General features: G+C 46.8%; 10 protein-coding genes. 1 reads left to right on the top strand and 9 read right to left on the bottom strand.

Annotated elements, in window-relative coordinates:
• Window positions 1-8: 8 nt before the first annotated feature.
• From LEPBO_RS0128815 to fraC, 3 genes are read right to left on the bottom strand one after another with little or no spacing between them, the layout of a single operon-like run.
• A complete protein-coding gene (locus LEPBO_RS0128815; protein WP_017291067.1) occupies window positions 9-809 on the bottom strand; it encodes an ABC transporter permease in 801 nt (266 codons plus the stop codon).
• Window positions 810-861: 52 nt separating this feature from the next.
• Window positions 862-1,905 carry a DUF5357 family protein gene (locus tag LEPBO_RS0128810; protein WP_017291066.1) on the bottom strand — a complete coding sequence of 348 codons (1,044 nt, stop codon included), beginning with the start codon at window positions 1,903-1,905 and terminating at the stop codon, window positions 862-864.
• A 12-nt stretch (window positions 1,906-1,917) separates the two neighbouring features.
• Window positions 1,918-2,451: a filament integrity protein FraC gene (gene fraC, locus LEPBO_RS0128805; protein WP_017291065.1), complete on the bottom strand. Its 534-nt coding sequence runs from the start codon at window positions 2,449-2,451 to the stop codon at window positions 1,918-1,920.
• Window positions 2,452-2,608: 157 nt separating this feature from the next.
• Here fraC and LEPBO_RS0128800 point away from each other — a divergent pair, with 157 nt between their 5' ends.
• Entirely contained in the window at window positions 2,609-3,490 is an 882-nt protein-coding gene (locus LEPBO_RS0128800) for an S-methyl-5'-thioadenosine phosphorylase (RefSeq protein ID WP_017291064.1), read from the top strand.
• On the opposite strand, the gene LEPBO_RS0128795 is transcribed toward LEPBO_RS0128800, so the two are convergent.
• The 6 genes from LEPBO_RS0128795 to LEPBO_RS0128770 all read right to left on the bottom strand — a co-directional run bounded on the left by LEPBO_RS0128795 (window position 3,477) and on the right by LEPBO_RS0128770 (window position 12,891).
• Entirely contained in the window at window positions 3,477-4,898 is a 1,422-nt protein-coding gene (locus tag LEPBO_RS0128795) for a hypothetical protein (RefSeq protein WP_017291063.1), read from the bottom strand. The genes LEPBO_RS0128800 and LEPBO_RS0128795 overlap by 14 nt on opposite strands.
• A 3-nt stretch (window positions 4,899-4,901) precedes the next feature.
• Window positions 4,902-6,041, bottom strand: coding sequence for a glycosyltransferase family 4 protein (locus tag LEPBO_RS0128790; RefSeq protein WP_017291062.1), 1,140 nt, complete (start codon window positions 6,039-6,041; stop codon window positions 4,902-4,904).
• A gap of 12 nt (window positions 6,042-6,053) precedes the next feature.
• Window positions 6,054-7,217 carry a glycosyltransferase family 4 protein gene (locus LEPBO_RS0128785; RefSeq protein ID WP_017291061.1) on the bottom strand — a complete coding sequence of 388 codons (1,164 nt, stop codon included), beginning with the start codon at window positions 7,215-7,217 and terminating at the stop codon, window positions 6,054-6,056.
• Between the two features lie 36 nt (window positions 7,218-7,253).
• Window positions 7,254-9,119 carry a heterocyst formation ABC transporter subunit HepA gene (hepA, locus tag LEPBO_RS0128780; RefSeq protein ID WP_017291060.1) on the bottom strand — a complete coding sequence of 622 codons (1,866 nt, stop codon included), beginning with the start codon at window positions 9,117-9,119 and terminating at the stop codon, window positions 7,254-7,256.
• A gap of 65 nt (window positions 9,120-9,184) precedes the next feature.
• The gene (hepC, locus tag LEPBO_RS0128775) at window positions 9,185-10,147 is read right to left on the bottom strand and encodes a heterocyst development glycosyltransferase HepC (protein ID WP_017291059.1); all 963 of its coding nucleotides are present in this window, start codon (window positions 10,145-10,147) and stop codon (window positions 9,185-9,187) included.
• Window positions 10,148-10,674: 527 nt separating this feature from the next.
• Complete coding sequence (locus LEPBO_RS0128770) at window positions 10,675-12,891, bottom strand: GumC family protein (protein ID WP_017291058.1); 2,217 nt, start codon at window positions 12,889-12,891, stop codon at window positions 10,675-10,677.
• Window positions 12,892-12,905 lie beyond the last annotated feature (14 nt).

The following is a 12,905-nucleotide window of genomic DNA, read 5'->3' as shown; positions in this document are numbered from 1 at the left end:
TATGAAGCTTAGAATTCCCGCCGTGAAAAAATTAGCGACGCGATCGTCAGAACAAACGCAATATAAAGAAATGCATAGAGTGCGTTGCCTAATAAAATCTGTGGAGCCGGAATCAGGTTATAGACCGCTTGATTCTTCAAATCCAACCGTGTCAGGTCAGGCAAGACTAAGTACAGTCCTTGAGTAACGGTTTCGATCACAGGATTTTTAGTCAGTTTGCCAAACTTCACAATGTCTGGGCTGAGTTGTCCCATCAGGTATATCCCGAAGCTCAACATCATCGCCAGCAGTGAACTTGTAAAAACACCGAAGAGAATGGCGATCGCACTAATCAACGACAATTGCAGCAGCAGAAACCCCGATGAGATCAGCAAATTGGGCAGAGAAAACGGAATTTTTTCCACCAATAAAATGCCGACTGCAATCAGACTCATAGCTGCAATCAAAACAGCCAAGACTGCAGACAGTCCCAAATGTTTACCAATGATGAACTCGGCGCGGCTCACAGGTTTCGCAATCAGCACGAAGACGGTGCGTTTCTCAATTTCTTTATTCACTAAGCCTGTGCCGATGAAAATTGCCACGATCAGTCCAATCACTGGCATCGTGGCAAGGGCGAGATCGAGCAGAATTTTTTTCTCAGTCGTAGCCGCGATTTCGGGCAGGAGATAATTGGCGAGGATGAGTGCGCCTGCATAAAACATGACGAGATAAAGAATGCGATCGCGCATCACTTCTCGAAACACATTCGATGCGATCGCACCAATCCGATTGAAGGTGCTACCAATCGTCAAGACTGCCTCACTCATTGCTTTCTCCTTGCTCCATGGGAAAATCAGATTCCTCATTTTGCCCGAAGAATCACAGTTTGGCTTGTTCGATTTGTTTCGGTTGGGTGATGGCTCCACACTGAACCGTCCCAACCAGTTTTGGCGTCGTCGGAGCGGTTGCAGGCGGAGAAGCATTATCGAAATTGAACTGGGTCGCGGGTCCTTGTCTTCGAGCTTGGGCAATGCGGCAGATTCGGCTCAACTCATATCCGCCGCGACGAGAGGTCGGTCCTGTCCAAGTCGCTCTGAGTTGCAAATCATACGCATCTGAAATCACATTAGCATTGAGATTCCATAACTCTGCTTCGGCGACTTTGGGCAGTTGCGATTTCACCTGCTGCTGCAATTCTGGAACTTGTCGATCGAGTTGTTCTAGCCAGCGTTCTACTTCTGACCAAGGTTTTCCTTCAAGGTCGGAACGAACTCTTTGAGCGGCAAGGTTCAAGATATCTGCACCTCTCGATAACGCTGCCGCCTTGTCAAATTCCTGAGGTCGCCAGACAAAAGCGCTCCGGCTGAGGTTATCGGCTCGGAGTGAAGGATATTGCGTCATCCAAGTATTGATTTGGAAGTAAAACTGAAACCAACAGCTGAGGACTAAATTCGAGAGCATCAGCAGAATGATGTCTTGGCGGTGTCCTTTGTTGGGATTCGTGTAGATGGGGCTTTTGGTTTTGGGATCGGATTTGACAAATTTTGGGGCTGCCCAAACAATCGACGAAATCGGAGGCCAACTGATGAATGCGGCTTGAGTCGGAATCGTTCTGCCTTCGATCGTGCCGAAAAACCAAATACAAATCAGCGCGCCGACAATCCAAGGTCCGAGAAATAAGTTAAAAAACGTGAGTTTCTTTTTGACATTCGGTTCGTAGACAAACCACCAAACGCCTAAAACCAGGAACAGCCAGCCAAAGGATGAAATGATCCGTTGGGCAATTTGTGGCGCTGGGGACGTGGTGAGCGCAGCCACGACTGCGCTAAAGATACTCAAAAATATTAGCGTTTGCCAGGATGCCCACTGAGGGGGCTGCAAGAGTTTACGAATTTCTTTAACAATATCGGTGATGAATGCCATACGTGGATGCGATTAAAAATTACTAGGCGGTTCAGAAAATGTCCGAATCGCGATGATCAAGGTGATGGCGCTAAAACTGGCGGCATTTGCCCAAAGCACCGCTAGGGCACGATTTGGGATTTCTGAGAATGCCTGACGCTGAGCTTTTCTGCCTTGAAATTTGGTACGATCGCAGACTTCGATTTCGACTGGCTTTTTATTTTCCAAGATTAAGTCGAGCCAATCGAGGCTTTGGAGTTTTACAACAAATGTGCCTAAAAAGGTCAAGAACGCTAAGCCAATCAGCACAGGCGGAGTGCTGGTCAGATCAAAGAAAATATAGTTAATTAATTGCTGTCGCCAAGTGGGAGGAAGCCAAGGCTCAACGACGAAAAACAGAAACCAGCCCGCGACTGTCGAAAGCAAGTTTGCAGTTGCGGCATACTGAATGCTGGACTTTTTCCCAATTCCAAGATATTTCTGCAGCACGAGGGCTTCGACTGCGATCGCTAAGACGATAAAGAGCAGTTGATATAAGATCGCGCGCAGGGGCAACACATCCCACATAATCTGTTTTGCACAAATTTACAAGAAGATTGTAAGTGCAGTTGTTTGGGTTTGCATTAAAAAAATCAGGAAAATTAGGGGGTTCGCCACTATTTTGCGTTATTTCTGCGGGTTGAGCGATCGCATAGTCTGAGTAAAAAATTTCGGCACAAGTTATATGTCTCAAGTCAAAATCGGCATTCTCGGCGGCAGTGGTCTTTACAAAATGGAGGCACTCAAAGATATCGAAGAAATCCAGATCGAAACGCCATTCGGCTCTCCGTCGGATGCGCTCATTGTGGGAACTTTAGAAGGAACCCGCGTGGCTTTTCTAGCTCGGCATGGACGTAATCATCATTTATTGCCATCTGAATTACCGTTTCGCGCCAATATTTATGCGATGAAGAGTCTGGGCGTTGAGTATCTGATTTCAGCTTCAGCGGTTGGGTCGTTGCAAGCAGAAATGAAGCCGTTGGATATGGTCATTCCGGATCAGTTTATCGATCGTACCTTTGGGCGAATGGGGACATTCTTTGGAGACGGCATTGTCGCTCACGTTGCTTTTGGCGATCCAGTCTGTCTTCAGTTGGCAAAAGTGTTAGGCGATGCAGTTGAGAGTTTGCAGCTTGAAGGCGTAACGCTGCATCGAGGGGGAACTTATGTGTGCATGGAAGGACCAGCCTTTTCAACAAAAGCAGAATCGAATTTACATCGGAGTTGGGATGCTTCGGTGATTGGCATGACGAATTTACCCGAAGCAAAATTAGCACGCGAAGCGGAGATTGCTTATGCGACGCTGGCTTTAGTCACCGATTACGATTGTTGGCATCCCGATCATGATAGTGTCACCGTCGAAATGGTGATTGGGAATTTGCAACGCAATGCAGTGAATGCTCAAAAAGTGATTTTAGAAACGGTGCGGCGATTGAGCAAAAATCCGCCTGTGTCTGACGCACATTCGGCATTGAAGTATGCCATTTTAACGCCAAAAGATCAGGTTTCAGCAGCGGCGAAAACACGCTTGGAATTCCTGTTACAGAAGTACTTTACTGAGGAATAGACGGCTCAGGATCGGTTGCAGGAACGGGTTGCAGATAGTAGAGCCGAGCTGCTGCTGCTAAGCCAATAAAGCCCCAAAGTACTAATCCGAATGGAGCCAGCATGACGGTATTCAAGCTAATTTGCGAAACGGTCGCGAGTACGATCGCTCGGCAAGCTCCCACAAACGGATCGATCGCGGCTTCCCGTCCTTGCATCATGCTAAAAATCAGTAATACTAATCCAGCAACATAAGGAATCGTGCCAAACCAACCGAGATTCAAAAGCAAGGTGAGAATTCCACTGTCATTCCCCCCAATATTTGCGTCTCGAATCACATAGCCAATGCCGCGCCCTTCTACTTCAACGAGTGCATCATTGAGCAAATTCGTATAGCCAATACTACGATCGACAAAGCTGCCGTCTTGCTGTCCTTGAAACAAGGTTTGTACCCGTGAACTGATCACAGTGGAGAAAGGCTCGATCGCCGTTAAGGGCAAGATGACCAGCGACATCACCATTAAGGTGACGATCAATCGCATCTGCAATCGCGGTTTCAAGGATGGAATAAACACAACTAAGCCGATAAACCAACTTAACCAAGCTGTTCTTGCCAAGGTTAAAAGTAAGGTCAGATAGCCTACAGCGGATGCCGCAATTTTGAGCGGATTTTTGATTGCAAACAGTAACAGCACGCAGGCAACGAGTATACAGGCAAAGGGTTGGGGCGAATGCATTGTGCTCCAAACTCGAATGCGTAACGGATCGGGAGTTCCAAACGAGTAGATCTTCATGATTGCAATCAGATTTTGCAGCCAAAACTGATCCCACAGAGGCGCAAACAAAAACTGAATAATTCCATAGCTCCCCATCACGATCGTTCCCCAGAGAAAGGTACGCTCAGTCACTCGCTTGAGTTCTGGAAATTGTCGCCACTTTGAAAAGAGATGGTATCCAAAAACAATTGGGGTGAGCCAATTTAACAGCGCGATAATCACCGTTTGCGGTTGAAAACTGAGCAAGCCGATAAACGCTCCGTACAGAACTGCGATCGCCGAAAGTACAAACGGTAACCCATTCCCACGAATTGCTTTTGGCAATTGAGTGAGCAAGGTCAAACTCGCGAGAAATGACACGAGAAAGGGTGCCAGTAACACTGGATTGGGGTCAAGCCAGCCCGCTTGCCAATCGATCATCCGCCGCACCAAGGGTGTGAGGAACCACAACCACCAGGTAAACCCAACATAAAAGAGCGGGTATCGAAAGAACAGTAATGCTCCGACAACTAAGCTGCCAGTAGGAAAAATAAAACGAAGGACTGAACCAACATTGGCAGCGAGACATAGTACAGTCAAGGCAACAAGGGCACCAATCATCAGCCAAGGCTCTGAGACTTGCGGAGTTTTAGGTTGGGGTTGAGCGGTGTACATTAGCTAAGCCCTCATGCGTTGCGCCATTTCATAGAAGTTTAGATTATCCTGAGCAATGTTTTGCCAACTGTATCGCTGTGCCGATCGATAAGCGTTGTGTCGTAAGCGATCGAGGAAAGCCCGATCGAGAATTAAGGTTTCAATCGCTTGCTCAAAGGCTTCACAATCGCGACAGGGTACAATCATTCCGGTTTCTCTATCGCGCACGATTTCTAATGGACCTGGAGCCGTGGTTGTGACGGGTGCGAGTCCACATGCCATCGCTTCGACAAGCGCAACACCAAAGCCTTCGGAAATCGTTGGGAGAACTTTAATGTGATGTCCTTTGAGCAGTTCTGGCAGTTTGTGGTTTTCGTAGTAGGGAATGACCGTGACGCGATCGCGCACCTCTGGATCAAAGTCGGCATAAACTTGATCGGCTGAGCATTCTGTTCCGAATAAGCTGACTTCTATTTTGGGATAGCGTTTGAGAAGTGCATTGAGAGCAGGGGTTCCGTATTGAATGCCTTTCCGCACGATGTAGCTACTGACTTGGGCAATTCGGATCGGTTCAGGCTCGGCTGGAGTCGGCTCAAAGGGTAGATTGAGCATCGTTTCGGGAATGCCATTGGCGACGATATGCGCCCGATCGGGATGAACTCCTAACTGTTCGACGACGAAATCGCGATCGCGTTGATTGAGCAATAAAACGAGGTCAGACTGTCGCATCGAAGTCGCGACTTCCCAAAGGCGAATACTGCCTCGATATAAAGGATATTTCCACTCAAGTTTGAGATGTCCTCGCTGCGATTCTTCGAGATATTCTAAGTGTTCTATGTGTTCTAACCCGTGGCAGCGTGCCACTAAAAGGGGGCGCTGTTTTTGCAGTTTTTGTAAACCGAGTCCCCAGATCCAAGCATCTGCTGTGGACGCATCAATCACATCGATCGCAGCATGGCGATGAGAGTGGAGAATTTTTGCAGCAGTGAATTCTGGAAATAAAATAAATCGCGCTAAAGGTGGTAATTTTTTGGGTAAATCGTCGAGCGAGTAAAACTCGACTTCATGCCCTAATTTTTCATATTCTCGCCCCAATCGCCAAGTAACTCCTGGGCCTCCCGCGTTTGGATCAGCGGGATAGTGAAATGTGAATAATGTTCTCATGGGTTTGTTAGATCAGCTTGTTAGATCGAATAGGCTTTTTTCGATACCGTTCACCATGTTTTCATGCGTAAAATACTGTGAGATATGTTGCCGACATCTACTCCCTAAAGACGGATCTTCGGTTCGCCAATCTAAAATGCGATCGAGCTTTTCTGCTAAATCTTGCTCGTTCCCTGGCTCAAATAATAAGTCTGCAAATTCATGAGTGAGAATTTCTGGATTTCCGCCAATTCGACTGGCAACTTTTGGAACGCCACAGGCTAAGGATTCAAACAATCCTAAGCTACAGGGTTCGTTCCAAATGCTCGGTAAAACATTCACATCGCTGGCTTGATAAAGCGATACAGGATCGGTGAGATGTCCCAGGAATTTCACGCGATCGCGGATTCCGAATGTTTCGGCTAACTCGATCAGGGATCTGAGGTAATTCATCCCTTCATCCTCACACTCGTGCCCTTTGGAAAAACTGTAGTGGGTTACAGGTTTTCCTGCAATCAATGTCTGAATTCTTTTTCCTTTCTTGATTAAAGCTGCTGTTGCTTTGATCAGAGTTTCTAGCCCTTTTTCACGGTCAATTCTACCGATATAAGAGATGATTTTAGTGTTGTCGGTGATACCTAGTTTTTGTTGGATAGAAATATAATTTTCAGCAGGTTGAAATCGATTCAGATCGACACCATTGTAGACCACATGAATTAGATCGCTTTTGATGCCAAACTTGACCCAATCTTGCTTGGTTTGTTCTGAAACTGCAATAAAACGATCGACGTCTCGCAATCCAAATTTTCGCTGATGATTGAGATTCAGCGGCGGTAGTTGTAAATAGCACACATAAGGAATGTGCCGAAAAGAAGAAAGAGCATAAGCAAATAACGAAAAATGATAGTCATTGCAAAAAATCAATGAATTTTTAGCCTTCGGAATTTGCCAAAGTTGGATCAGGCTAGGAAGAAATTTCAGAATACTCTTCAAGCTTCGCCAATCGAAACCATAAGCAGAGATGGGAATGGTGCGATCGCAAAATGAAGCATACTGCGGAAGTAGATCACCCGGTTTGAGATAAAGCAAAGTAATCCGATGCCCGCGTTGGAATAGCCCTCGACAGATTTCGAGTAGATTTAATTCCTGCCCGCCGCGTTGAGTCGTTGTGTGATTTTCAAGAACAATCAAATGCATCCGTTTTGCAACCTAATGATGTTTTCTCTCCACTCCCTACGCCTTTTCACTCGATCGCATTTCATGCTGAATTTGGTGATAGTGCCAAAGCCGCCCTTGTCGCTCTAGCAACTCTTGATATCGACCTTGCTCGACTAACCGCCCCTGCTCCATCACCACTACTTGATCCGCGCGCATAATCGTCGATAACCGATGCGCGATCGTAATTACGGTTCTGCCTTTCGACAATTGCTCTAGAGACTGTTGAATCAATCGCTCTGATTCAGAATCTAATGCACTGGTTGCTTCATCTAAGATCAAAATTTCTGGATCACGGAGCAATGCCCGCGCGATCGCTAATCTTTGCCGCTGTCCTCCAGATAATCGCACGCCGCGATCGCCCAAAATCGTCTCAAATTTCTCCGGCATTTCTAAGATAAATGCCAGTGCATTCGCCTGCACCGCAGCCTGCCAAATCTGTTCGTCAGTCATGTTGGTTAACCCATAAGCAATGTTCTCCCGAACGGTCGTATTGAAAATAAAGGTATCTTGACTGACGATCGCAATCTTCTGCCGCAACGATTTCACAGTAAACGATCGCGCATCTTTGCCATCAAACAAGACATAGCCAGCACTCGGATCGTAAAACCTGGGAATCAAATCGACGAGCGTTGTTTTTCCGGCTCCCGATCCGCCCACGATCGCCGTCACTTTTCCCTTCGGAATCGAGAGGGAGACATCTCGAAGGACGATATGATTTGCGTCATATCCGAAATCAACCGTGAAGAACTCGATCGACTGATGCAACCCTGTAAAAATGCGATCTCCCTCTTGCAAATACGGTTTATCTTCTCGCGCTAACAGTTCCCGCACATTCCGAATCGCGCCCGTCGCTGACAATAGTTGCACTCGGCTCGTATTCATCTCATATATGGCTGGAACGAGCCGAAACAAGATAAACAAAAAAGTCAGTAAAGAGGCAGTTTGTAAACTCCCCTGCTTCACAAAAATCGTGATTGCTAAAACAATCATGCTGATCAAAACGGTCGTTGCTAATCCTTCAGCGAGGGGACGCACAATCGCAAATTGGCGAATCGCTTTCATGCCCGCTTTAACAATGTTGGAGCTAGCTTCATAGAAGCGATCACGCTCATACTCTTGGGTCGCAAACGCTTGTACGGTGCGAATACCTGTGATAAATTCCAGTGCCGTTGCAGTAAATTGGGCATTCGCGCGCGAAACATCAACACTACTGTTGCGGACACGCTCATTCACATTCGACAAACAGACGGCGACGAGTGTGAATAAGACGAGTGATGTCAGCGTCAACTGCCATGAGATCGTAAAAAGCAACACGGCGTAGACGGTTAAAGTTAATCCTTTTGTGATAATAAAAGCGATGAGCGTAAATGCAAAATTGAGTCTGCCAATCTCATTCGTTAATGTATTGACCAAATCACCGGACGAAACACGATTGAAATAGCTTAGACTCAACGACTGTAGCTGCTCGAAAATTTGCGTGCGTAAGCGATCGACTAAAGTTTGCTGCGTCAGTTCAGTGTAAATCTGAGTCAGATAATTAAATCCAGCCCGAATCCAAGCTGAACATAAAATCAGACCCGAAACCCGCAGCAGCCGTTCGGTCGCATCGCGATCGATGCCCAAAATCCAAACATCGAACCAATGCATCCCGGTTTGAAACGGTTCGAGCGTTGGACTAACTAGGCTTTGCAAAAATGCGAGGAGAAACCCAAATCCAAATCCCTCAAACGCGGCTGAACCAAGTGCAAACAAAATAGCAGCGATCGCGATGTTGGGAAAGTGACGAAATTCTCGGATAAAAAACTCATTTTCTTGCCAAAACCGAGTCGCCCCAAACCATTGTCTTACGCCTCGTCTGAGATAATGCGGAACCCAAGGCATTCAGGATAAGCCTCATAAAAGATCTAACACGGGTCAGAAAACTTGCGATACAGTGCAAACAGCCTCTAAAAAGCTCCGAATCCAGACAATACCTTCGGAAGTGTCCGCAATAAGATTTGAATATCACCGCGAAATGACCAATTGTGCAGATAGTCTAAGTCCTGTTGGCTCACGGTTTCTAGATCTAATTGAGTCGATCGCCCACTCACTTGCCAAGCTCCAGTCATTCCAGGGAGAGCATTCAAACGCAATTGCATATCAGCACTGAGCCGCACTGCATCATAAAGCGCCCAAGGTCTTGGTCCAACTAAACTCATCTCACCCCGGAGTACATTGATCAACTGAGGTAACTCATCAAGGCTATAGCGTCTCAGCCATTTCCCGATCACGGTAATTCTCGGATCGTCTTCTCGCTTGTGCAGACAGTGAATCGATTGATCTGCCATGACTCGATGGTGCTGCTGATCTGCATTCATCGTCATGGTACGGAATTTCAGCACTCGAAATAACTTGCCTCGCTTTCCGACTCGCCACTGGCTAAAGAAAATCGAGCCGGGAGAGGTTAGCGCGATCGCGAGTGCAATGACAAGCAAGATCGGACTGAGCACTATCAGACCCACTCCTGCTAATATCCAATCTGCAACGCGCTTACAACCCCAACGCCAGCCTCTGTGTTTGTGGGGAAGATACGCAGCACTCGGAAGTCGCAAATACAGGGCTTTGCCAGAAGATTCACAGGCTTCTGCCCAAGATTTAAGAGCAGGCTCTCCCAGGTCGAGATCAGCTCGCACAAGTTGTACGGTTGATCGCTTGAGGCATTCTGAAAGCCAGTTTGGATCACGAAGTGGGCGAATTGAGGAAGCGCGCTGAGTGCGATCGCTGCTCTGTCCAGCTTTTGATACAGGAGGCTGCAAGACTAAAAGTTGCTGTTGCCGCCAGTACAGAGAACACCGCAGGGTTTCTAGCTCTGACTTTTCCCAAGTAGAGCTTTGCGTTTCTTGCAAAAATAGCGGATCAAAAGTTGTCATGAGCCATCCGGTAAACTCGCGATATGCAGATCAAATCTTTGAAAGCCAATCTAGTATCAATTCGATTAATCCCTCAGAAACGTTCAGAATTTCTCTGCCATTTCCTCTACTACTCAGATAATTAATCACATTATATCTTAGTAGGTTTTGGGAGAGTTTTATCTACTTTAGGGATGATTCATTATGTTTTCTGATTCCTAAAAATTACCAGTCTAAATTCATCTTATTTATGCAGATTTCTCTCAGCAACTTTTGAATTTGCTCTATCAGCTTATTAGTGATTTTCTATACCTGAATTGACTAAAATGCTTTTTCCGATTGGCTTCTCAGAGATGAATTGATGCATTAATTACATTTTTATCTCTGTATTTATTGATTGTTCTGAATGCCATTTATTCAGAACAAATTAAATGATTTCGGGCTATGACCAAAGGCATATTCCAATTGGACTGTCACAAAATCAAGATTAAAAAAAGAACATTGAGCACTTCAAAAAATACTCAATGTTCTTAGTTTTTTACGTCTCATTAGACTGAAGCTGTGCTCGATCGATAATAGTAACTATTGCCACTTTCTGCACAATTTGCGACGACCCCTACAAGATTGAGACGATTTAACATTCCGACAGCTTGTGCAATTTCAGATTTCTGAACATGCCCCATGCGCCCGACCAGCAGTACTCCGTCACTACAAGAAGAGGCAAGGAGTGCATCGACAATGCCGAGAACAGGCGGCGCATCTAAGATCACTAAATCGTAATGTTGCTCAAACAGAGTCATTAAGTCACGCATCCGCTTAGAACTCAGTAACTTGACGGAATCTGAAGGCGATGATCCCGCCGTGAGCACTGAAATCGGCAAATCACTATAAGTACTTGCAGGCTGAATCGCACCTTGAGTGATTGCGCGATCGCTTGTCAATAAAGTGGATAATCCATGATCGTTCGGCAACTGCAACTGTTTATGCAATCCGGGGCGACGCAAATCTGCATCGATCAGCAATACTCGCTGATGCAGACGTGCTGCACTAATCGCTAAACCCAATGCCACCGTTGACTTTCCTTCACCCGCTAACGCTGAAGTAACCACCAAAGACTTGAGCGGATCGCCATCAGTCATCAATTGCAGATTCTTGTAAATTAAATCTAATGATTCTCTAAACGGTGCCCAATGCAGAACTTGCAGCATTGAAGAATTCTCTTCAAACGCATTGCGACTAAAGGCAAAATTGGGGGTCGTCGGCATCAGTTCAGACATAGGTAGCTCTGGAACCATGCCAATTAATGGAATCGAAGCTTCTTTGGTGAGATCCTCAGAAGTCCGAATCGACTTATCAGCTGACTCGCGTAAGAAGGCTGCGACACAGCCGAGCATCAAGCCCCCCGCCGCGCCAATCAGTAGATTTCTCATCCAGCTTGGACCGACTTGCCTGCCCAACTTCGGTTGTTCGACCATTTGCCAATCAAAACCACCTCGCGCGATCTCCAAGCTCAAGTCCTGGCGCGCTTTTTGTAATTCATCCAAGGTGTCGCGATTCAAGGTCACAAGCGGCTGCAAGCGATTGTATTCAGCAAGCAAGGATGGGAATCGCTGAAGCTGTCCTCGAAGCTGCTGCTCGGTTCGCGCCAGTTCTTGATCGCGCGCTCGGGCGCCAAAGAATTCAACCTGGGCATCGGTTAAGTCACTGGCAAACTTCAAATCGTTCTCGCCTAACTGCCCGGTTGCAAACAGGCTTTCACTCGATGCTGCGCCTGCTTCTGAACCTAAAATTCGTTGGGCTTCTTGTTGCAGCAAAGACACTTGTCGCTGTCGCTGTTCGGCAAGTTGCTGTACTTGTGGAGTATTGCTAGTAAACTTGGTTTGCATCTGAGCTAATTCCACTTCAGTCTTCTGAATCTCAGCCAGAAGTGCTTGATACTGCTTCGATTGACTCAGTCGGGCAGCAACGGTTGCTTGTCCGGGCGATCGCTGTAACTGCTGCTGTAATGCAATAAATTTCGCCCGTGAACTCGCAAGCAGACCTCGATTTTCTTGCTGATTTTGCTGGAGTTCTTTCAACGAATCAACGAGCGACTTTGCTTGCACTTCGGGATCAACTAAATTCGAGGTGCTGCGGAATCGTTCGAGATTTGACTCTGCTTGGTTGACTTTGGCTTGAACCTCTGGAATCTGGCGATCGATAAAAGACAACCCCTTGGTCAATCGATTGCGCTGCTGTTCAAGGTTGTAGTCTTGATAAACCTTCTCTAAAGCTTTGAGAACTTCGCGCGTCTTAATGCGATCGTGGTCGATGTAAGTGACTTCGACCAAATTTGTCGTCACACGCTCATTTCCGCGTAGTTCCTGAACTTGGGCAATGTTGAGACGTTTTCGTAACCGATCGACATCAATATCGCTGTACCGAGGTTTCAACTGATCGACTGCGCGCTGTAAAAGTTGACCGCTCCGCATCAAGTTCACTTGAGTTGCGGCATCGGTTTCCACGTTGGGATCTGCAAAAGAAGGACGAGTATCATTAGGCGATCGCCGCTCGCGATAGTTCGACTCCACCATCAATTGCATCGTGCTGCGGTACGTCGGCGGTAAGACGGCAGTCACGCCTGCTGCCAATGCTAAAGTTCCAGCTAATGCACCGAGAAACCAAAGTTTTCGCCGGAGCAGTACGCCAAACAGCTGTCCATACCCCGGATCAGGTTCTTGAGCGTGCGGAGAAGCATTGAAGAGGGTGATATTGCTTTGCGCCACGATTACGGTACTCC

The sequence above is a fragment of the Leptolyngbya boryana PCC 6306 genome (assembly GCF_000353285.1).
GTDB lineage: Bacteria > Cyanobacteriota > Cyanobacteriia > Leptolyngbyales > Leptolyngbyaceae > Leptolyngbya > Leptolyngbya boryana.
The sequence above is the reverse complement of the archived record's forward strand: the minus strand, read 5'-3'. Positions and strand labels throughout refer to the sequence as shown.